This is a genomic window from Nocardia fodinahabitans, from assembly GCF_052983615.1.
Genome location: NZ_JBRJJC010000001.1, coordinates 4,305,000 through 4,325,802, shown reverse-complemented (window position 1 = coordinate 4,325,802; position 20,803 = coordinate 4,305,000). Strand labels below are relative to the sequence as shown.

24 protein-coding genes are annotated in these 20,803 nt (G+C 69.7%); 11 read left to right on the top strand and 13 right to left on the bottom strand.

The window, feature by feature from the left end:
• Window positions 1–132 precede the first annotated feature (132 nt).
• Window positions 133–1,458: a cytochrome P450 gene (locus tag NV348_RS20220; protein WP_447148304.1), complete on the top strand. Its 1,326-nt coding sequence runs from the start codon at window positions 133–135 to the stop codon at window positions 1,456–1,458.
• Window positions 1,459–1,466: 8 nt separating this feature from the next.
• Here the strand turns inward: NV348_RS20220 and NV348_RS20215 are convergent, their stop codons facing one another.
• From NV348_RS20215 to NV348_RS20200, 4 genes are all read right to left on the bottom strand, one after another.
• Complete coding sequence (locus tag NV348_RS20215) at window positions 1,467–2,060, bottom strand: hypothetical protein (protein ID WP_447148303.1); 594 nt, start codon at window positions 2,058–2,060, stop codon at window positions 1,467–1,469.
• A gap of 111 nt (window positions 2,061–2,171) precedes the next feature.
• Window positions 2,172–2,618, bottom strand: coding sequence for an iron chaperone (locus NV348_RS20210; protein ID WP_447148302.1), 447 nt, complete (start codon window positions 2,616–2,618; stop codon window positions 2,172–2,174).
• Window positions 2,618–2,893 carry a hypothetical protein gene (locus NV348_RS20205; protein WP_447148301.1) on the bottom strand — a complete coding sequence of 92 codons (276 nt, stop codon included), beginning with the start codon at window positions 2,891–2,893 and terminating at the stop codon, window positions 2,618–2,620. The genes NV348_RS20210 and NV348_RS20205 overlap by 1 nt, the downstream gene beginning before the upstream one ends.
• Before the next feature lie 203 nt (window positions 2,894–3,096).
• On the bottom strand, window positions 3,097–3,537 hold the full coding sequence (locus NV348_RS20200) for a DUF6194 family protein (protein ID WP_447148300.1): 441 nt from the start codon (window positions 3,535–3,537) through the stop codon (window positions 3,097–3,099).
• Window positions 3,538–3,598: 61 nt separating this feature from the next.
• On the opposite strand from NV348_RS20200, the gene NV348_RS20195 reads away from it, so the two are divergent.
• Window positions 3,599–4,297 (top strand): MerR family transcriptional regulator, encoded by a 699-nt coding sequence (locus NV348_RS20195; RefSeq protein WP_447148299.1) that lies wholly within the window; start codon window positions 3,599–3,601, stop codon window positions 4,295–4,297.
• Here NV348_RS20195 and NV348_RS20190 read toward each other — a convergent pair whose 3' ends face one another.
• Entirely contained in the window at window positions 4,298–4,801 is a 504-nt protein-coding gene (locus NV348_RS20190; protein WP_447151102.1) for a pyridoxamine 5'-phosphate oxidase family protein, read from the bottom strand.
• A gap of 157 nt (window positions 4,802–4,958) precedes the next feature.
• On the opposite strand from NV348_RS20190, the gene NV348_RS20185 reads away from it, so the two are divergent.
• Window positions 4,959–6,077 (top strand): Fic family protein, encoded by a 1,119-nt coding sequence (locus NV348_RS20185; protein ID WP_447148298.1) that lies wholly within the window; start codon window positions 4,959–4,961, stop codon window positions 6,075–6,077.
• Between the two features lie 58 nt (window positions 6,078–6,135).
• Here NV348_RS20185 and NV348_RS20180 read toward each other — a convergent pair whose 3' ends face one another.
• From NV348_RS20180 to NV348_RS20170, 3 genes are all read right to left on the bottom strand, one after another.
• Window positions 6,136–7,827 carry a SulP family inorganic anion transporter gene (locus tag NV348_RS20180; RefSeq protein ID WP_447148297.1) on the bottom strand — a complete coding sequence of 564 codons (1,692 nt, stop codon included), beginning with the start codon at window positions 7,825–7,827 and terminating at the stop codon, window positions 6,136–6,138.
• A 16-nt stretch (window positions 7,828–7,843) separates the two neighbouring features.
• Complete coding sequence (locus NV348_RS20175; protein ID WP_447148296.1) at window positions 7,844–8,503, bottom strand: GAP family protein; 660 nt, start codon at window positions 8,501–8,503, stop codon at window positions 7,844–7,846.
• Window positions 8,504–8,587: 84 nt separating this feature from the next.
• Window positions 8,588–9,463: an NAD(P)-dependent oxidoreductase gene (locus tag NV348_RS20170; RefSeq protein WP_447148295.1), complete on the bottom strand. Its 876-nt coding sequence runs from the start codon at window positions 9,461–9,463 to the stop codon at window positions 8,588–8,590.
• Between the two features lie 272 nt (window positions 9,464–9,735).
• Between NV348_RS20170 and NV348_RS20165 the strand changes: the two genes are divergently transcribed.
• Both NV348_RS20165 and NV348_RS20160 read left to right on the top strand, forming a co-directional pair.
• The gene (locus NV348_RS20165) at window positions 9,736–10,728 is read left to right on the top strand and encodes an adenylate/guanylate cyclase domain-containing protein (RefSeq protein WP_447148294.1); all 993 of its coding nucleotides are present in this window, start codon (window positions 9,736–9,738) and stop codon (window positions 10,726–10,728) included.
• A 41-nt stretch (window positions 10,729–10,769) separates the two neighbouring features.
• Window positions 10,770–11,540, top strand: a complete 771-nt coding sequence (locus NV348_RS20160; protein WP_447151101.1) for an RluA family pseudouridine synthase — start codon at window positions 10,770–10,772, stop codon at window positions 11,538–11,540.
• 42 nt (window positions 11,541–11,582) lie between these two features.
• Here the strand turns inward: NV348_RS20160 and NV348_RS20155 are convergent, their stop codons facing one another.
• From NV348_RS20155 to NV348_RS20140, 4 genes are all read right to left on the bottom strand, one after another.
• On the bottom strand, window positions 11,583–12,761 hold the full coding sequence (locus NV348_RS20155; protein ID WP_447148293.1) for an NAD(P)/FAD-dependent oxidoreductase: 1,179 nt from the start codon (window positions 12,759–12,761) through the stop codon (window positions 11,583–11,585).
• A gap of 80 nt (window positions 12,762–12,841) precedes the next feature.
• Entirely contained in the window at window positions 12,842–13,783 is a 942-nt protein-coding gene (gene sigJ / locus NV348_RS20150) for an RNA polymerase sigma factor SigJ (protein ID WP_447148292.1), read from the bottom strand.
• Window positions 13,784–13,860: 77 nt separating this feature from the next.
• Window positions 13,861–14,340, bottom strand: coding sequence for a TIGR03086 family metal-binding protein (locus NV348_RS20145; protein ID WP_447151100.1), 480 nt, complete (start codon window positions 14,338–14,340; stop codon window positions 13,861–13,863).
• Window positions 14,341–14,352: 12 nt separating this feature from the next.
• Window positions 14,353–14,475 (bottom strand): hypothetical protein, encoded by a 123-nt coding sequence (locus NV348_RS20140; RefSeq protein ID WP_447148291.1) that lies wholly within the window; start codon window positions 14,473–14,475, stop codon window positions 14,353–14,355.
• A 61-nt stretch (window positions 14,476–14,536) separates the two neighbouring features.
• Between NV348_RS20140 and NV348_RS20135 the strand changes: the two genes are divergently transcribed.
• The 6 genes from NV348_RS20135 (at window position 14,537) to NV348_RS20110 (ending at window position 20,486) form a co-directional block, all read left to right on the top strand.
• Window positions 14,537–14,980, top strand: a complete 444-nt coding sequence (locus NV348_RS20135; protein ID WP_447148290.1) for a MarR family winged helix-turn-helix transcriptional regulator — start codon at window positions 14,537–14,539, stop codon at window positions 14,978–14,980.
• A 151-nt stretch (window positions 14,981–15,131) separates the two neighbouring features.
• Complete coding sequence (locus NV348_RS20130) at window positions 15,132–15,911, top strand: metallophosphoesterase (protein ID WP_447148289.1); 780 nt, start codon at window positions 15,132–15,134, stop codon at window positions 15,909–15,911.
• 121 nt (window positions 15,912–16,032) lie between these two features.
• Complete coding sequence (locus NV348_RS20125; protein ID WP_447148288.1) at window positions 16,033–18,150, top strand: ABC transporter ATP-binding protein; 2,118 nt, start codon at window positions 16,033–16,035, stop codon at window positions 18,148–18,150.
• On the top strand, window positions 18,147–18,887 hold the full coding sequence (locus tag NV348_RS20120; protein ID WP_447148287.1) for an energy-coupling factor transporter transmembrane component T family protein: 741 nt from the start codon (window positions 18,147–18,149) through the stop codon (window positions 18,885–18,887). The genes NV348_RS20125 and NV348_RS20120 overlap by 4 nt, the downstream gene beginning before the upstream one ends.
• Before the next feature lie 262 nt (window positions 18,888–19,149).
• The gene (locus tag NV348_RS20115; RefSeq protein WP_447148286.1) at window positions 19,150–19,788 is read left to right on the top strand and encodes a DUF8020 domain-containing protein; all 639 of its coding nucleotides are present in this window, start codon (window positions 19,150–19,152) and stop codon (window positions 19,786–19,788) included.
• A 50-nt stretch (window positions 19,789–19,838) separates the two neighbouring features.
• On the top strand, window positions 19,839–20,486 hold the full coding sequence (locus tag NV348_RS20110; RefSeq protein ID WP_447148285.1) for a cysteine hydrolase family protein: 648 nt from the start codon (window positions 19,839–19,841) through the stop codon (window positions 20,484–20,486).
• Window positions 20,487–20,609: 123 nt separating this feature from the next.
• On the opposite strand, the gene NV348_RS20105 is transcribed toward NV348_RS20110, so the two are convergent.
• Window positions 20,610–20,783, bottom strand: coding sequence for an antitoxin (locus NV348_RS20105; protein WP_447148284.1), 174 nt, complete (start codon window positions 20,781–20,783; stop codon window positions 20,610–20,612).
• Between the last annotated feature and the right edge of the window lie 20 nt (window positions 20,784–20,803).

Genomic DNA, 20,803 nt, shown 5'->3' with positions numbered 1-20,803 from the left:
GTGGAAGACTGCTGAACATGCGACGTTCGGCATCGGTGGCGCTGAAAAGGGTTGGGACCGAGCGGGTTCGATCCGGCAATTCGGGCGTCGATACGTCGCGTTGCGAGTTCATTGCGATGGATCGAGGGATTGATGAACGTAGGGTATGCGGTCAGATGGGCGGCTGAGCACGGGTTGCCGCGGCTGGGGTTGATGGCCCTGCACCGCAAGGGCGACACGTTCGCGCAGTTGCTCAGCGGCGACGAAGGTCGCAACGATCCGTACACGCTGATCGATCAGCTGCGCGGCGACGGCGGCGTGCAGACCGTCAAGACCGGGTACGCCGTCTTCGAGCACGGGCTGTGCAAGGAGATCCTGCGCGACCGGCGTTTCGGTGTGCGGACCCCGATCGATCCGATGCTGCCGGGACCGATTCGACGCTACGTCGAGTCGATCGAGTTGCCGCCCAACCCGATCGAAGCGCCGTCGATGTTCATGATGGACCCGCCCGAGCACAGCCGGCTGCGCAAGCCGGTCGCCTCGGCGTTCACGCCGCGCGCCGTCGCCCGGCTGGGCGACCGGGTGCGTGAGGTCACCACCGAACTGCTCGACGCGCTGGCGGCGAAGGACTCGGCCGAGCTGATCAGCGAATTCGCCGCGCAGGTTCCGGTGGCCGTCATCGGCGAGATGCTCGGGTTCCCGGACTCCGACCGCGAGATGTTCCTCGCCTGGGGCGAGGTGGTCACACCGCTGCTCGACGTCGGCATCTCCTGGGAGACCCACCAGCGCGCGATGACCGCGACGGCGGCGATGAAGACCTACCTCGCCGACCACATCGAGAAGGTGCGCCGCGACCCCGGCGACGACATCTTCAGCACCCTGGTGACCTCGGGCGAGCTGAACACCACCGAGCTGATGGCCAGCGCGAATGTGCTGATGGGTGCGGGCTTCGAGACCACGATGAACCTGCTCGGCAACGCCATCCCGCTGCTGCTGGCCCATCCCGATCAGCTCGAACTGCTGCGCGCCGAACCGCAGCACTGGCCCAACGCGATCGAGGAGATCCTGCGATTCGAGCCGCCGGTGCAGCTGACCGCGCGCCGCGTGCTGGAACCGGTGGAGCTGGCGGGCGCGCCCCTGCAGCCGGGCAAGTCGGTGATCATGTCGCTGGCGGGCGCCAACCGCGACCCCGCGAAGTTCGACGATCCGCATCGCTTCGACGTCACCCGCGCCAACGCCAAGGAGCACCTCGCGTTCGGCAGCGGCGTGCACGCCTGCATCGGCGCGAGCCTGGCCAGGCTGGAGGGCATCAACGCGCTGCCCGCCCTGTTCGAACGCTTCCCGGACCTGCGGCTGGACGGCGAACCGCGCCGTCGCGGTCTGTCGACTCTGCACGGTTTCGATCGCATGCCCGCCCTGCTCGGAGCGTCGGCGGCGGTGCCCGCCGCGTCCGCCGGTGACGGCGCGTCCGAGAGCTGACGGCGCCGTCAGAACTTGCCGGTGTGGTGCCCGATTCGATGACCGAGTCGGGCACCCAGCTCGGCGACGAACTCCTCGGTGAGCGGCGGCCAGCCCCAGAAGTCGAAAGCGAGGGCGCCGAGGGCGAATTCGTCGGCCCACTCCCACGCGGTGACCTGACTCGCGGTTCCGCAGGAAACACAGGTCGCCGCGCCGGCGCCGGTCTCGCGCCAGGCGTCGATCGCGTCGGCGAACGGCTGCCAGACCGTCTTGTCCGCCTCCCACCGCTGCGGGTAGTCGCTGATCACGGTGGTGGCCCCACAGTGCGGGCAGTCGGTGGCCGACGGTTCGATGGCGCCCTGCCCGGGGAAGTGGGCGTACCTGCCGACGATGACGGCGACCGGACCCGGCATCCAGTCCGCGCCCCACTCCTGGGTGATCCGCGACCATTCGGGGCCCGGCCGATAGCCTTCGTCGACCTGGAGGCTGTACATCGTGTCCCGCGTTGTCTCGCGCAGCAGCCAGCCGCGCGACACCATCCAGTCGACCGTCTGCTCGGCCAGTGCCGCCGCGTCGTCCGCGGCGACCTCGACGTCGACGATGCGTTCGAAATAGTCACCCACACCGGCATCGTGCCATCGGGCGCCGACAAAAACCCAGCTACCGCAGGCTGATTCAGCTGCTACCGGCGCGAGCCGTGAGTACTCCGACTTCCCTCGCCGACCACGAGTCGCTCAGCTCACGGCCTTCGTGATCAGGGCCGCGATGCGGGTTTCGTCGGCGGCGGTGAGCGCGGTGAGGCCGAAGGCGGTGGGCCACATGGTGCCGTCGTCGATGGTGGCGGTGTCGCTGAAGCCCAGGGTCGCGTAGCGGGTCTTGAACTTGGCGGCGGCCTGGAAGAAGCAGACGACCTTGCCGTCCTTGGCCCAGGCGGGCTGGCCGTACCAGGTCCTGGGGGTGAGTTCGGGGGCGTTGGCCATGACGATCTCGTGGATGCGGGTCGCCATGGAGCGGTCGGGTTCGGCCATCTCGGCGATCTTGGCGAGCAGATCCGCTTCGCCGTCGGCCTTCGACGTCTTGCCCCGTTTGGCCGCGGTCTTCAGCTCCTGCGCGTGCTCCTTCATCGCGGCGCGTTCCTCGGCGGAGAACGCGGCGGCGCTTCGAGACTTCGAGGTGGCCATCAGCGACGCCGCCTTGCCGTCACGAACAGTGCGACACCGGCCGAGAGCGCGAGGACGATCGCGACCGTCAGCAGGATGAGTGGTGCCGTCGTGGCGCCGTCGGCGCCGGGCGCGCCGCTGCGGTGGATCAGCAGAGCGGCGATCAGCGGGCCGATCAGCGCCAGGCCCGAGGCGGTCAGCAGGAGCCCGCCGGTCGTCAGTTCGACCGGGCCGAGGGACCACTTGGTTCCTCTCAGCCGAGAGCCGGTGCGTAGCAAGCGATCGTCGACAGTCATGCCATCCCCTTTCGGGAACCCACCCGGAAACGCATCTGAACTGACCACTGAACGGTACCGCGCCGAGACGCCGAACCCGGTGAGGTGAGACTCGATCAGACGTGCCACCTCGTTCGCATCGACGCCTCAGCCGCAGCTGACTGCGCTGAAGCGTCCATCCGGTCTATGTTGACACCGATTCTCGGTGACGAACAGCATCGTTCTCAGCGTGTCCGCCGCTCGACACGGATTCGTGCCCGTTCGTGGGCGGTGCGCAGGAGATCCCGGACGACGGTGTCGGTGCGCTCGCCGGGGTTCACGACCGCGAGCCAGTCGGCCGCGGCGTAGACCGGGTGGGCGATCACGGTGTCGTCGGCGCTCGCGTCCACCTCGTGTTCGGTCCACGCGGTGAACGCCTCCCGGCCCGCGGAGATATTGAGGCGGAAGGTATCCGGTCGATCGAGGCGCGAGTTCCGGTCGTCCGGGTAGTCCTTGGTCACGATGGTGGCGAAGGGCTGGGTGGTGGTCGGCACGACGCCGTCGGGGGCGTAGTAGAAGAAGGAGTCGCCCCAGCTGATCTCGGGCCATTCGCCGCCGGGGCCCGGCGCGAGGTGCAGGACGCCGCCGAGGCCGGTCACGTACTCGATGATCTCGTCTATCGTCATGGTTCGAGCGTCTCATTGAAGTGTTTGTGTGGACTTTTCCGCCGATGACGAGGAGTTTCGGGTGACAAACCTCAATTCGCCGGTAGGCCGCACAATCGACGTGGCCCGGCGCGCGGGGTACTCGGTCCAGCAGATCCGCAATCTCGAACGCGACGGTGTGCTGCCGCCCGCCGACCGGTCACCGGGCGGACACCGGAGCTATCGCGAGGTTCATGTGCGGTCGGCGCTCGCCTACCGAGCGCTCGCGGCGGGGGCCGGCCCGGTCGAGGCCAAACGGATCGTCCGGACCGTGCACGCCGGGGATCGGGCGCGGGCGCTGGCGCTGCTCGACGCCGCACACGCCGCGCTGCACACCGAACGCGTCGAGTTGGCGCTGGCCAGGCAGGCCGCCGAAGCCATCGCGGCCGAGCCGATCACGGAGGTGCGCGGTTCCGACGCGATGAGTATCGCCGAGCTCGCCACGGCCCTCGGATTGCGAACCTCGACGTTGCGGCATTGGGACGCAGAGGGTTTGGTGGTGCCCGATCGCACGTCGGCGGCCCGGCACTACTCCCCCGCGCAGGTTCGCGACGCGCGGATCGTCCACCAGTTGCGGCGGGTGGGCTACCGGATCGCGCAGGTGCGCGCGGTCATGCCGGAGTTCCGGCGGCACTCGGGGCAGGTGCGAGAAGCGCTGGCCGCGAGGGATTCCACGATCACCTCGCGGTCGCTCGCGCTCCTCGACGGTGCGGCGGCGCTGCGCGAGCTGCTCGCCGGGTGATCAGAGCGCTTCCGCGGTGCTGCCGGACAGCGGCATCGCGGGCAACCCCAGCTTGCGGTGGTCCCAGGACCGCACGCGCGTCGGCTCGACCCGCACGACGACGCGGTTGTTCATCATGGCCTCGACGAACGGCCTGACCTCGGGGCTGTACGGGCCGACGTAGCGCTCGTAGATGTCGATGCCCGCCTTCCAGTACTCCTCGTCCTCGGTGTCCTCGATCAGGTGCGCCGTGCCCTCGATCGAGACCCCGCGCAGCTGGTCGTAGGTGTCGCCCGCCTCGGCCATGCACGTGATCGTGGGATCGCGCCGCAGGTTGACCGCCTTCTGCGACTTCGACTTGGTCTCGAAGTAGATGACGCCGTCGATGTGCCCGAACCACATCGCCGTCAGATGCGGCTTCCCGTCGGCATTCAGCGTGGCCAGCGTGAGCACCCGGCTCCGGTCGAGAAACGCCGCGATCTCCTCCGCGCTCATCTGCACCACGGCCCGCTGCTTGATCCCCACCACATCCACCTTTCCGGCCACAACCATTCCCGCCGACCATACCGAGCCACTCGTTCCCCCGAACCCGAACCGCGAACACGGCACCAGAACTCACGATACGGCGATACCCATCTTATTCACCGCAGACTATGCGGCGAATAGGAGATACAATCGCCGCATGGCACCTAGCCCGCGAAGGTACATCTGGGAGGATCCCCAGTGGCCGGGCCTGCGGTTCGACGCCGCGGCCCTGGCCAAACCTGTCGCGGATATCGCCCACGCGCAGGGCAAACTCCTCGGCAGGCTCGCCGATACCCCGAACGAGTTGAGGGACCAGGCCGGACTGGCAGCGCTCACCGCAGATGTGGTGAAGACCAGCGAGATCGAGGGCGAATTGCTCGATGTGGCTTCGGTGCGGTCGTCGATCGCGCGGCGTCTCGGGGTGGACATCGGGGCGACGGTTCCCGCCGACCGACGAGTCGACGGGGTTGTCGACATGATTCTCGACGCGACCGTCCACCACGACCGGACGGTGACCGCCGAGCGGCTGTTCGGATGGCACGCGGGCTTGTTCCCGACCGGTTATTCGGGCATCAGCCGCGTGCGGATCGGTGGCTGGCGCACCGATGAGACCGGGCCGATGGAAGTGATCTCCGGCCCGTACGGTCGACAGCGAGTCCATTTCGAGGCGCCGCCGGCGTCCCGGCTCGACAGCGAGATGCGCCGGTTCATCGACTGGTTCGACGAGGACTCGCCGGAGCCGACGCTCGTCAAAGCCGGTCTTGCGCACCTGTGGTTCGTCACCATCCATCCCTTCGACGACGGAAACGGTCGCATCGCCCGGGCTCTCGGAGATGTGTTGCTCGCCCGTGCCGACGGGAGCACCCGGCGCTTCTACAGTGTCTCCGCGCAGATCCAGCGAGATCGCAAGTCGTACTACGACATTCTCGAACGGACGCAGCAGGGCTCGCTCGACGTGACCGACTGGCTGCGATGGTTCCTCGAGACGATGGGGCGCGCGATCGCCTCGGCCGACGAGAACGTCGACACCGTGCTGCAGAAGGCACGGTTCTGGCGACGCTGGGACCAGACTGCCCTCAATGCCCGCCAGATCACCGTGCTCAATCGGCTCCTCGACGGATTCGACGGGAAACTGACGACCCGCAAATGGGCTGTTCTCACCAAGTCCTCCCAGGACACCGCGCTGCGGGATATCAACGAGCTGATCGAGATCGGCGCGCTTCGGCGGTCGGAATCGGGCGGACGCAGCACGTCTTATGAACTCGTCCACCAATGATGCGTCAGTTGCCCCCGGAGGGCGGCGAGGACCGGTGAACTGGCGGCACGGTCGGGTGCTACCGCACCGGTGGGTGTTCGGGGAGGTCGGCGGCCGCGGCGGCGACGGTCGGGTAGATCCCGATCGGGGTGTCGCCCGCCTCGGCCGAGCCGAGGGCTTCGCCGAACTGGGCCACCGAGCGGGCGATGCGGAAGTCGATGCGCCGGTGGGCCAGGGCATTACGGAGATCGAGCAGCATTTCGGCGGCGGTGACGTCGAGGGCGGGTGAGGTCTCGGCGTCGAGCACCACCAGGCGGGTGGCGTCGGTGCACAGGCTCTCGATCCGCGAGCGCACATAGTCGGCGTTGGCGAAGAACAGGCCGGACTCGACGCGCACCACCAGCAGGTCGGGACGCGGGGTCAGGTCGGGGTGGCGGACCGTATCCACCCAGAGGGTGCCGTGTTTCGCGAGCGCGGCCACGTGCGGCTGGGAGGTGCGGTAGACCAGCAGCAGCACCGAGACGCCGATGCCGATGAGCAGGCCGGGCAGGGTGTCGAACAGCAGTACGCCGAACATGGCGGCGATGGCGGCGATGAAGTCCGCGCGCGCGGCCCGGCCGTAGATGCTGCCGAGCAGCTGGGTCCACACCCGGTAGAGACGGCGCAGGGCGGCGATGTCGACGAGCTCGATCACCGCCGCGATGACCACCGCCGCCAGCGTCGCCTCGGGCAGCTTCTCGAACAATCCGGTCAGGAACAGCAGGGTGAGCACCGTCAGCGCGGCGACGATCAGTCCGCTGGCCTGGGTTTTCGCGCCGGCGCCGCCGTTGACGGCGGTCTTGGAGAGACTGCCGTTGACGACCATGCCCGAGGCGAGGCCGGACCCGAGATCGGCCGCGCCGAGGCCGAGCAGTTCCCGGTTCGCGTCGATCGGGTAGCCCGCTTTGGCCGCATAGGTTTTCGCCGCGCCGAGCCCCTCGGCGAAACCGATCAGCAGCACGCCGACGGCGGGGCCGAGCAGGTCGAGGTAGTCGTCGAAGCCGACCCCGGACGGCAGTCCGATCGACGGCAGACCCGCGTCGATGTGCCCGACGATGTCGACGCCCTTGTCGTCGAGCCCGAACAGCTGCACCGCGAGGATGCCGAGCAGCACGGCCAGCAGCGAGCCGGGCACGAGCGGCAGCCAGCGCCGCAGGCCGAGGACGACCGCCAGGCTCAGCAGCCCGATCAGCAGTGTGCGCCACTGGGTGTCACCGAGATCGGTGAGCACGCCCCAGGCCTGCTCGAAGAAGTTGCCGTCGTGCTTGTCGATGCCGAACAGCTTGGGCACCTGGCCGATGATGATCGTCAGGGCCAGACCGACGATGAAGCCTTTGAGCACCGGCTCGGAGATGAACGCGGCGATGAATCCCAACCGGAGCAGCCCGGCCAGCAGACCGGCGATGCCGGTGGCGATGGCCAGCGCCGTCGACAGCGCGAGATAGTGACCGGCATCGGCGCCCGCCAGCGGGGTGATGATCGCGGCCGACAGCGCCGCCGTCGCCGACATCGGGCCGACGACGAGATGCCGCGAACTCCCGGCCAGGGCATACAGAACCAGCGCGGGGACCGCCGCATAGAGGCCGACGACCGGCGGCACCCCGGCGATCGAGGCGTAGGCGAGCGCTTCGGGCACCAGCACCGCCCAGACGGTGAGCCCGGCGATGAGGTCGGGCCGCAGCCACGCGCGCCGATAGCCGTGCAGCGATTCGAAGACCGGCGGTGTTCGCACGGCGAGCCCCCCTACCTCATAGTCCGCCGATGCCCTTGCCGACCACGACCGCACCCATCACCAGCAGCACGATCGCCATCACGGCGTGGTTGTTGGCCTGCAACCACTGCCGGGCACTGTCGAGGGTGGGACCCAGTGTGTCGGCGGCCAGCGCGTAGCCGAGCACCACCGCGAGCACGGTGGTCGAGGCGAGCAGGGTGAACACCACGATCGCGACGATGTCGCCGCCGGCGCTCAGCCCCGCCGAACCGATGACGACGCCCGCGGACAGGCACAGCAGCAGGTTCTTCGGATTCACCCCCGACAGCAGCGCGCCGAGCCCAGCCGCCTTGACCACGGTGAGCGTGTCGATCGCCTGCATCCAGGCGGGCACCGCGGTGTCCGACCGCGCATGCCACTGTTCGGCCGCGAGGACCAGAAGCAGTACGCCCAGCACGATTTTGAGCCAGGACGCGACCGCCGACGGTTCCTTGTCGCCCGAATCACCCAGCGCCCCGGCGAGCAGCGTCACCACGACGGTCACGATCAGGATCCCGCCGACCCAGCCCGCCGCGAACCCCTTCGCCGCTCCGCCCGCGTTCTTGGACAGGATCATGAGAATGGCCGCGACGATGGGGATCGGCGAGATCGCCACACCCACGGCCAGCGGAAGCAGATCACCGATGACTGAGCCCATGCGGTCACGCTAGGTCGGGCCGGTAGCAGGACGCGTCACACATTGTGGGTGAGATCGGCGGCCGTGGACAGCGTGCCGCGCTGATCAGCCGGCGAGCAGTTCGTACAGGGCGGTGATGCTCTGGTCGCCGCGGCCCTCGGCGACGGCGCGGCGCAGCAGCTCGTGCATGGTCGAATGCCAGGACAGGTCGACGCCGGTCTCGGCGGCCAGCTGCGGGTCGTCGACGACGACGGTGTGGAACACCTCGATGCTCGAGCCGAGGCGGGTGTAGTCCTTGTCGTCGATCTCCCCGGCCAGGATCGGCAGCAGCGACTCGATCATCCGCAGCCACTTCCCCGAGTACGGCACCATCGTGCGCGCGGGCAGTCCGCGCGAGGCCAGCACCGCGGCGCCCTCGACGAAGCCGAGCAGCGCGGGCAGCAGGGTGGCGCCGACCGCGTATTCGTAGAGCGCGGCGAGATCCGGTTCGGCACCGAGGAAGTCGAGCTCGCCACCGAGCACGCGCAGGGTCTCGGCGTGGGTGTCGAAGACCTCGCGGTCGCCGCCGAAGTACAGCAGTGTGTCGCGCAGGCCGACCGCCGCGGGCACGTTCTTGATCGCGCCGCCGAGGAAGCGGGCGCCCGCGCCGTGCGCCCGCTGCGCGAATTCCCGTGCCTGGGCGGGTGTTCCGCTGTTGAGCGTGATGACGTCGCGGCCCGCGATCGACGCGGGGGCCGCCGCCAAGCTCGCGCGGGTGGCGGCGAAGGTCGTCAGGCAGGCGATGACGACCGAACCCGCCTCGACCGCGTCGGTGATGTCGCGGTGGGCCGTCGCGCCCGCGGCGACCAGGGCTGTCGTGCGGTCCGGGCTGCGGTTCCACACGTGTGTCGGGTAGCCGGCGGCGAGGAAGGCCTGGGCGAGCGCGGCGCCCATCGAGCCGGTGCCGAGCACGGTCACCGGTGGTTTGTCCGCTGCGGTCATCTGCGACTCCGATCCACTGCGCGGCGATCGGGTGACCGTCGCGGTGACCCGAGTGTCGGCGCGGGCCGCGCGGGCCGGCAAGTACGCACTTTTGCCGTCAGTTGCTCACTTTCAGGTAATCCTCCAGGTCAGCGTCGTGGTGGTGGAAGCGCTGTGCCGGGCGTCACCGTCGGCCGGCACGAGCCAGGTTCGACTTCGCCGGTACTTGTGAAGATCTCCAAGGTCGCGTCGGGCCGACCTGCGGTTCGAGCGCGCGTCGTAGAGTTTCGCTCATGTCGGATGCCGAATTGATCGAGCTGGTGCAGCGCAATGTGGAGGAGGCACTGCTCGGCGGACCGCGCCGCTACACGCGCACGCAGGTCGCCGAGCAGTCCGGCGTGCCGGAGGCGGAGTCGCGGCGGTTGTGGACGGCGCTGGGCTTCCCCGCCACCGACGACGACCAGGTCGACTACACCCAGATCGACATCACCTCGGTCACCAACTTCCGCAGTATGAGCGTGGTCGCCGCCGCCGATATCCGGCAGCAGGCCGCCGCCGCGCGCACCATCGGCCAGGGCATGGCGCGGCTGGCCGAATGGCAGGCCGACCTGGTGCTGGCCGAGATCAAGGCCCGCGCCGCGGCCGCCGATCCGGCGTTGCCGCTCGACGAACGAGTCAGGGCGGCAACCGAATCCACCATGTCGGGCATCGAGCAGTTGCAGTCCTATGTGTGGCGCAGGCATCTCGCGGCCGCGGTCGCCCGGTCGGTGGACGCCACCACCGGCGAGGACTCGACGCGGACGCTGGCCGTCGGGTTCGCCGACATGGTCGGCTTCACCCGGCTCACCCGGCACCTGCACCCCGACGAATTGTCCACGCTGCTGGAGGCTTTCGAGTCGACCACCACCTCCGCGATCACCGACAACGGCGGCTGGGTGATCAAGAACGTCGGCGACGAGGTGATGTTCGCCGCCGAGACCGCCGAGGCCGCGGCCCGGATCTCGCTGGCCATCCAGGAATCGACGATGCTCGTGGGCGGCACGCCGGAGCTGCGGGTCGCCTTCGCCTACGGCGAGGTGTTGCAGCGCTTCGGCGACCTCTACGGCTCGGTGGTCAATATCGCCGCTCGGCTCACCGGTGTCGCCAGGCCGGGCAACATCCTGATCGACGACGCCGCCGCCGAAGCCCTGGCGGGCAGTCGCGAGTTCGCGATCCGGCATCTGCGCAGCGTGCGGGTGCGCGGCTTCAACCGGCTGCGCCCGCACCGGCTGCGCCCGGCCTCCTGACCGCCGGGCCGCACACCATTCTCTAGGGTGTCGACGTGGAGATGGACTGGCAGAGCGTGCGCGAGCAGTACACCGTGTTCGCCGACGACGCCGTGCTCGCAGTGAACAAGCCCGCCGGGATCTCGGTGACCGGGGAGCGCCACGACACCGACCTGGTCGAGCTGGCACAGGCGGCGGGCATCCAGCTGTACCCGGTGCACCGGATCGACAAGGTCACCTCCGGGCTGGTCCTGCTGGCCATCGATCTGGCCGCGCACGGCCAGCTCACCAGGCAGTTCACCAAGCAGACCGCACGCAAGGCGTACCTGGCGATCGTGTCGGGCTCCGACCTGCCCGAACGCGGCGAGATCGATCTGCCGCTCAGCGTCGGGCGCAAGAACCGGGTGCGGATCGCCGCGCCGCGCGAGGCTATTCGCCGCGACGGCGACCGCTGGTCGGTCGACGACGCCGATCTGCTGCCCGCGAAGAACTATCCCTCGCTGACCCGGTTCGCCACCGTCGCCCGCCACGGCGAGCACACCCTGCTCGCCGTCGTGCCGGTCACCGGCCGGCGCCACCAGATCCGGGTGCAACTGGCCTGGATCGGCCACCCGATCCTGGGCGACCCACTCTTCGACCGCACCGCCACCTTCCCCCGCACTCACCTGCACTCCTGGCGATTGGGCCTCGACGCCGACTGGCTCACTCCACCGGTCCTCGACCTGCAAGCAACCCCGGGTCCCGACTTCTGGACACCGATGGCGGCTGACCCGGACGCGGCGGACCAGTTGCTGCGCACCGCGTCCGAGCGGCTGGCCGAACTCACCAGCTGAGACCGGCAGAAGATCCGGCCGGGTGGCCGACTTCCCCGGCCCTCACGAAGCGACGAGCTGGTCCGCTCCGGCTGCGGTCTTGACGATCCGCCGACGACGGCTCGGCATCCCCAGGGTCGGATGGCCGACGCTCCAGGCGGCACCCGAGCAGATGAATTCCTTGATGCGGGCGCCGAGCCGACCGGTCAGCACGGTGGACGTCGGCTGATCGTCGAAGGTCACCTTCTGGAGGATGCCGTCGCGGCGGCCGAGGCTGATGCACTGCGTGGCGTAGCCGATCTGCTCGTCGGGGACCGGCCGGCCGGTCAGGCGGGCGGCGATGGCGTCGCCGGCCCGCCAGGCCATCGGACTGCCGGTCGCGCAGGCCATCCGCAGCGGGACGCCGCCGGGTCCGGCCGCGAGGGCGGCGTCGCCCACGGCGTACACGTCGGGGTGCGAGACCGAGCGCATGGTGGCGTCGACGACGATCCGGCCGGTGTCCGACACCGTCAGGGTGGTGGCCGCGGCGATGGGGTGCACCGCGAAACCCGCGGTCCACACGGTCAGCGCGGCCGGGATCTCCGTGGTGCCCGCGACGACGGCGGTCGCGGTGACCCGGGTGACGCCGGCGTGGTCGTGCACCGTGATGCCGAGCCGGTCGATCACCGTGCGCAGATGCTGCTGCGCCTGCTCGCTCAACCACTCGCCGACACCGCCGCGGGCGGCGATCGACACGGCGAGATCCGGGCGGGCCTCGGCGATCTCGGTCGCGGCTTCGATACCGGTCAGGCCACCACCGACGACCACCACCGACGCACCCGCCGACAGTTCGGCCAGCCGGGCCCGCAGTCGCAGCGCGGCCTGCTTACCGGCGAGGCTGTGGGCGTGCTCGGCGACGCCGGGGACGCCCTGATCGGCGCCGGTGCTGCCCAGGGCGTAGACGAGGGTGTCGTAGGCGATGGTCGCGCCGTCGGCGAGGGTGACCTGCTTGCGCTCGACGTCGACAGCGGTGACCCGGTCGATCACGACCCGCACGCCGGTGCCCGCGTACACCGCACGCAGCGGGCGCTTGCGCAGCTCCTGGCCGGTCGCGAGCTGGTGCATCCGCACCCGTTCGACGAAATCGGGGTCGGCGTTGACGACGGTGATCGCGACATCGTCGCGATGCAGCCGCTTCGCCAGACGTCCGGCGGCGATGGCTCCGGCGTACCCGGCTCCGAGGACGACAATGCGGTGCTTCATGGCTGGCTCCTATCGGGATGGACTCCCCTCCTGAACCGGACAGGCGCGCGAACCCTGACACCCTTCTGATGTGATCTGGGTCACCACACGAAATCGAGGGGGGTGTGTGGCCCCTCGGCCGTCCACTGCCGGGTGACCCGAGCCAGCTTCTCCGGGTTGACCTGGACCTGGACACCGGCGATGCCATCGGGGGTGACGTCGAGGCCGAGGACGGCGATGACCTCGTCGCCGACCGTCGCCAGCACACCGGGGCCACCGTTGACCACGCAGGCGTAGAACACCGGAGCGCCGCCGACGTAGGCGCGCTTGGCTCGCGTCGGGCGGAACACATGACTGAGGTAGCGCGCGATGCCGACGGCGCCGAGGACCGGGGACTTGCGGGCCGGAATCCGGCCGCCGCCGTCGGCGATACCCACCGCGTCGTCGACGAGCAGCCGGACCAGCGGGTCGGTGTCCCCACTGAGGACCGCCGCCAGGAACTCCTCGACGATCCGCTCCGCCGCGGCCGCGTCGACCGTGACGCGGGAGCGCCCGCCGACATGCTGCTTGGCCCGCCGATAGATCTGCTGACAGTTCGATTCGCTGAGATCGAGCATCTCGGCGATCTCACGATGCTGATAGCCGAACGCCTCGCGCAATACGTACACCACGCGCTCGTTCGGCGAGAGCCGCTCCATCACCACGAGCATCGCGAGCGAGACGGATTCGCGCTGCTCGACCGTGTCGGCCGGGCCGAGCATGCGGTCACCGGCCAGGACCGGCTCCGGCAGCCACTGTCCCACATAGGTTTCCCGCCGGGCCCTGGCCGAGGTGAGCTGGTTGAGGCAGATATTGGTGAGCACCTTGGTCAGCCACGCCACCGGCGTCTCGATCCGGTCCCGGTCGGCCGCGTGCCAGCGCAGATAGGTGTCCTGCACCGCATCCTCCGCGTCACCGGCCGAGCCGAGCAGCCGGTAGGCGATCGCCTCCAGGCGGCCACGGGAGGCCTCGAACACATCGGCCTGGTCGGTACTGAGCGTCATCTCCCCATGGTCGGCCATCCGGGTCGTGCACTGCCACCCGGCCGTCGGCCGCCGGTGTCGACGTCAGGCACCTCGAGTCAGCCCGGACGGTGGGACGGCCGCCAGTCCGGCGAGCGGCCGAGGACGCGCAGGATGCGATCGAGTGACGCCGCGTCGTCCGCTCCTTCGAGTGCGGGAGCGAAGGCCGCGCCCGGGCGCTCCCGCGACTTCCCGGTGGGAACGGCCAGCGCGACGCGCAGCGCGGCCGGGGCCAGGTCCGGGTCGAGATCGACCGTGCGGCCGACGGATCGGGCGACGTCCCACGCGTGCACGACGCTGTCGACGAGGTGGAAGCCGAGAGCGGTCACGGCCGGGAACCGGCCGGGCGGAATCTCCGGCAGCGCGAGAGTGCGGGTGAGCGCGCCGGGTTCGGCGAAGGCGGCGACGACCGCGTCGGCCGAGCGCAGGACGTCGCCGACCGGGTCGGCCGCGTGCCGGACTTCCCACACCGCCGGATCGTCCGCGCCGCGCGCCGCAGCCGCGAAGCGCCGATTCTGGGTGGCCATGTGTTCGAGCAGGGCGCGCAGATCCTATCCCGTGCAGGGTGTTTCGACAGCGAGCGGGGCATCGACGACCGCCGCGACCACGTCGACACTCAACTGGACGGCCCGTCGGTGCCGGGCGAGCAGCCGATCCTCCGGAATTGTAAGCATAGATAGATCGTATGCATCCGCTTATGATCTGCCAAGGCGATCTCCCCGGTAGATTTCGACCATGCCGAAAGCGACCCGCCCCGACCTCGCGGCCATGCTCGTGCCGCTCGGCCGCGCGCTGACGGAGGCGGAACGGCCCGTCCTCGACCAGCACGGGCTCACCATGTGGGCCTACGTCGTACTGCTCGGACTCGGCGAACAGCCCATTTACACCCAGGCCGCGCTCGCCAAGGCGGTCCGCGCGGACAAGACCAGGATCATCCCGGTCCTCGACGACCTCCAGCGCCGCGGCCTGATCCGGCGCGAACCCGATCCGGCCGACCGGCGCGTCAACCTGGTCCAGCTCACCCCCGCCGGGGCGAGCCTGCGCGACCGCGCCCAGCGCGACATCCAGGCGCAGGAACAGCGACTGCTCGCCGACCTGCCCGCCGACGATCGGCAGACCTTTCTGCGGGTACTGCAAACGCTGTCCGAACGCAGCGGAACGCCGATCTCCGATGCGTGATCGATGACACAGACCGCCGATGAGGTTACCGGCCGTGGCACGCCTCATGAAGACGGATAAGACCAGGTCATCTAGCCTTGAGAGGTGCCGAAGACTCATACCGGCACACTCTGACGCAACGGAGCGATCCCAGAGAAGAAAGCGACTGCCGATGATCCTGGCGGCTCAGCTCAGCGATACCCACATCGACCTCACCCCGCGCAACACCGAGCGCGTGGAACGAGTGATGGCCTACCTGGCCGACCTCCCCCGCAGGCCCGACGTCATCCTGGTGACCGGCGACATCACCGACTCCGGCAAGCCGGAGCAGTACGCCGAAGCCCGCCTGGCCCTGCAGGCCGATATCCCCGTCTATCTGCTGCCGGGCAACCACGACGACCGCGTCGCCTTCCGCACCGATCTGCTGGGCGAACCGCCCTCGACCGCTCCGATCAACAGCGTCCACCGCGTCGGACCGCTCACCGTGATCATGCTCGACTCCAGCGTCCCCGGCGAAGCGGGCGGTCTGCTGGCCGACGAGACCGTCGACTGGCTGCGCGAGACCCTGGCCGCCGCCCCGGCCGACGGCCCCATCCTGGTGGCCCTGCATCATCCGCCGAAACCCGTCGCCAGCCCGGTCGTCGACGTGATCGCGCTGGCCCAGCCGGACCGCCTCGCCGCCGTCGTCGCCGGTGATCCGCGCATCATCGGTGTCCTCACCGGCCACGCGCACTCCCCCATCGCGACCACTTTCGCCGGAAAACCCATGGTGACCTGCCCGAGCACCGCCTCCGTACTGGGCGGCGCATGGGAAGTGACGCTGCCGCACAAGGTGATGGACTACGCGCCCGATCCGGCGATCGCGCTGCACGTCATCGACGAAAGCAACACCCTCACAACCCATTTCCGCACGGTCGCGATGGATGGCTGGCTGGCCGAGCCGCCGGCCTGAGTCCCGGCGCCCGCCGCGCACCGCTCGCGGCGGGCACTCACCCCGGTCCTCCACGGTTTCCGCACACAACCGCTACACGAGGTCACAGACCGGCCACATACACCCCTGGCAGACTGGACACGTGAGAGACACGCCCGCGGATCTCCCCCGCGGACCCCTGCGCCCCATCGAACTGGCCACCGGTGCCGTCATGGCCGGCCTGACCGTCGGCCTGATCACCGTGGGTTCCCTGGTTCCCATGGCCGCGGCCCTGCAACTGGTCGCGGCGGTTCCGCTGGGTTTGCTCGCCCACCGCTATCGCCTGCGCGCGCTGGTCACCGCCAGCGTCGCCGCGGGACTGGTCACCTTCGTCGCCGCGGGCATCATGCCCGCGCTCGGCGTATTCGGGGCCGCCACGCTCGCGGGCATCATCGGCATCGTGAAGCGGCGCGGTGGCGGGCTGCCCGCGGTACTGGCGCTCGCGGCGGTCGCCGGCGTGGGCTGGGGCCTGTTCTCGGTGGGCAGCCTGCTGCTGTTCTCGCGCACCAGACAGCTGTTCTTCGACGCCATCCGCAGCACCGCCGAGGGCATCCAGAACCTGGCTGCCCGGCAGGCGGCGCTGGAGCCGCTCGGCCGCGCCGCCGCCGAGCTCACCGACACGGTGCTGCGCCATTGGTGGCTCTATCTGGGCGGGTCGGTCTTCCTCGGGGTCCTGATGAGCGCGATCGTGTCGTGGTTCGTGCTCGGCTCGGTTCTGGACCGGCTGGCCTGGCTGCCCGGCAGCGACCGCCTCGACGCACCCGACGACGACCGGCCGGTCGGCCCGCTCCCGGTCACCCTGCACGGCGCGGGCTACCGCTACCCCGGCGCCGCCGCCGACGCGCTGTCCGGCATCGATCTGACCATCCACGCGGCCGAGTTCGTCGCCGTCGTCGGTCACAACGGCTCGGGCAAATCGACGCTCACCCGCGTCCTCGCGGGCAGGCCGCCGACGGCGGGCGCGGTGAGCAGGCCGGGCTCGGCCGGATTGGGCGAACTGGGCGGCACCGCGCTGGTGCTGCAACGACCGGAGAGCCAGACCCTCGGCGTCTCGGTGGCCGACGATGTCGTGTGGGGCCTGTCGGCCGAGCTGGCCGCCGAGGTCGACGTCGACGCGCTGCTGACCGAGGTCGGCCTGGCGGGCATGGGCAGGCGCGAGACCGCGACACTCTCGGGTGGCCAGCAGCAGCGCCTCGCCGTCGCCGCCGCCCTGGCCCGCCGCCCCGCCCTGCTCATCGCCGACGAGGCGACCTCGATGATCGACCCCGACGGCCGCCGCGACCTGGTCGCGCTGCTGGCCGAGCTGCCGCGCAGGCACGGCACCGCCGTCGTCCTGGTGACCCACCACGAGGCCGACGCGAGCGCCGCCGACCGGGTGATCCACCTGGCGAACGGCCGCATGGTCGACCACCTCGCCCGCTGGCCGCAGCCCGCCCGCGACCAGCGCCGCGGCCCGATGGGCGCGACCATCCTCGAACTGACCGACGTGCGCCACACCTACAACCGCGGCACGCCGTGGGAGGCGCCCGCGCTGCACGGCGTCGACCTGTCGGTACGGCAGGGCGAGGCGCTGCTGATCGTCGGCGGCAACGGGTCCGGCAAGTCGACGCTGGCCTGGATCATCGCCGGCCTCATCGCGCCGAGCTCGGGCCGCTGCGAGCTGCGCGGCGATCCGGTCGACAAGCAGATCGGCCGGGTCGCCCTGGCTTTTCAGCATTCCCGCCTGCAATTGCAGAAGCAGACCGTCGGTGCCGAGATCGCCGACTGGGGCGGCCGGGCGACCGGCTCCGGCGCGGTCGGCCGGGCGCTGGACGCGGTGGGCCTGGATCGCCGTCTCGCCGCCCGCTCGGTCGAGGAACTCAGCGGCGGGCAGGCCAAGCGGGTGGTGCTCGCGGCGATGGTGGCCAGTCATCCCCAGGTGGTGGTGCTGGACGAGCCGCTGGCCGGCCTCGACCCGCAGGGCCGCGCCGAAATCGTGGAACTGCTCGCCCGGCTGCGCGACGCGGGGCAGACGCTGATCGTCATCTCCCACGATGTGGCCGATGTGAGCGCGGTGTGCGACCGGACCGTGCATCTGGACGCGGGTGTCGTCGTCGAGACCGCGGGCGCCCGGCGACCGGTCGGCGCGCAGCCGGCGCCGCTGCTGCCCGGGCGCCCGGAAACCGTATGGCGACTGGACAATCCACCGCACAACGAACCGGGAAGCGGGGTCGTCCGATGAGTACCGTGCTGTTGCGCGAAGTCCCCGTCGACAGTGTCGTGCACCGATTGTGGGCGGGCACCAAGATGATCGCCGCTTTCCTGATCAGTCTGCTGCTGATGTTCCTGCCGACCTGGCCGGTACTCGGCATGATCATCGCCTTCCTGGTGGCGATCTGGCTGGTGGCCCGGTTGCCACTGGGCGCGCTGCCCCGATTGCCCTGGTGGTTCTGGGGATTGGTGGTGCTCGGCGGACTGATCAACGCGCCGATCGGGACGAAGGCGGTGCTCGGATACGCGCAGGTCTTCGTGTTCGGCATGGTGCTGGTGGCCGCGTCGTTCCTGATCGCGTACACCACCCCGATGGGCGAGGTGGCGCCCGCGCTGGCGAAACTCGGTGCGCCACTGCGCAAGCTGCGCATGCCGGTGGACGAGTGGGCCGTGGTCGTCGCGCTGACGCTGCGGGGCCTGCCACTGCTGCTCGACGAGATCCGGGTACTGCGCGCGGCGCGCAAGCTGCGCCCGAAGGAGAATCTGCTGCACCGCGCCGCCGATGCCAACCCGCTCATCGACATCCTCACCGCGTGCATGGCGGTGTCCACTCGCCGGGCGGGCGAACTCGGTGAGGCGATCACCGCGCGCGGCGGCACCGGCATGCTCACCGCCCACCCCAGCGCACCGACCCGCCGCGACGCGATCGCCCTCGTCATCGTCGTCGCGGTGTGCGCGGGCGCGATCGCCCTGACCATCGTCCTCTGAACACGGCCGGACACGCTCCGCCGCGTGGGACTGATACATCGTCCGGTAGTGGCCGAGTACGGTTCGCGATAGCGAATATCTATGAAAGGTTTTAGGTTTAAAATCCGAATTCACTGTCCAGCCACCCTCGAGCGGACTATCGTTCATCTCGACATCGAGCTGGACCGCTTTACGCGCCGTCTCTAGCTTTCTCGGGGGAGGCCATGATCTCGGCGCATTTCGTTTGGGCACGTCACCTGATGAACCAGATGGGAACGTTCACATGATCATCCGTAAGATCGCCGCCGCGGCCATTCCGGTCCTCGCGGTAGCGCTCGTCGGCACCGGTGTGGCAGGGGCGGATCCGGTTACCCCGGACGTCGAGTACCGCACCGACCTGGTGGGCAACAAGGTCATCACCACCCTCACCCACGGCACCTTCGCCATCGACGGCGGCGCTGTCCACGTCCGTGACGAAGCGGGCGCGACCCTGGTCTCGCTGCCGCTCTCGGTCCGTGACGGCAGCATGGAATACCCGCTGCCGCACACGGTGCGCGAGGACAACCGGGTACTCGAGCTGACCGCGGTCAAGGACGTCGCGGCGGCCAGGCCCAACCTGACGCCGGTCGCCTCGCCCGCGGAAAACTATGCGGCACAGGCGAACTTCGCGTCCACCTTCGGCCTGGCGACCGCCATCGGCAGTTTCGTCGGCATGGCCATCGGCGCGGTCATCGGCCTCGTGGTCGGTGCGGCGGCGGGTGGCATCGGCGCGATTCCCGGCTTCATCACCGGCGCCACCATCGGCGGCATCATCGGCACCCTCGTCGTCGGCGGACCCACGCTGGCCATCGCGGGCTTCGATCTGATCAACACGCTGATGGCTCCGCCGGGCACCACCCAGTGGGCCCAGCAGACCAAATAGTCTGCGCAACAGCCCTATTGCCCGTCGCATCGACGCCTACACTGGCGTCGGTGCGACAAGGCAACGGACTCGACATTCCCGATACCCTCGGCGATCTGTGCGCGCCCGACCGGATGGCGCTGATCGTCTACGACATGCAGGTCGGCGTGCTCGGCCAGCTGCCCGACGGCCAGGAGGTCGTCGAACGGGTGGTGCGCGTGGTCGAAGCCGCCCGCGACGCGGGCTATCCGGTGATCTTCCTGCGGCACTTCTTCCCGCCGCGCCGCCTCTCCGGCGTGTACGCGATGCGCCTGCTGATGGGCTGGCAGCACGCGGAATCCATCGATGACGTGCATTTCATCCTCCAGCGCGACACCCCCGGCTTCGAATTGGTGCCGGAGCTGGTGCCCCGCGAGGACGAGCTGGTCCTGGACAAGATGACGATGTCGGCCTTCGAGGGCACCCCGCTGGCCACACTCCTGCGCGACCTGAAGATCGGCGCCTACGCCATCGCCGGCGTCGCGCTCGAGATCGGAATCGTCCCCACCGTCGCGCATTCCACCGACCTCGGCTTCGTCCCGGTGGTCATCGGCGACGCCTGCGGCGGCCGCGACAAGGAAGCGATGGCACGCGCCTACGACGAGTTCACCTTCCAGGGCAACGCCCTGGTCACCGACGTAGCAACCATCACCGACCTGATGAACAACACCCCCAGCTAACCCACGGCACACGGTTTCGGCCGCCCCGCGTCCGAGGGGCGATACGTACCGCCGAAGACGCGGTATCACCCCTCGGACGCGAGGTCACGAGGCCGAAACCCCGCCGCGCCAGCCGCCGAAAGCTCACTCCCGAATGGCGTTCTTGGCCGCTTCCTGGGCGGAATCGACCTGACCGGAGAACTTGCCGCCGGTCTTCTCGTCGACCACGTCACCGGCCTTCTCGATGACCCCGTCGACCTTGTCCGCATGCTGGGCAGCCAGATCCATCGCCTTGCCCGCCAGGTTCTTGAAATCCACCGTGCACTCCTCGCTGATTC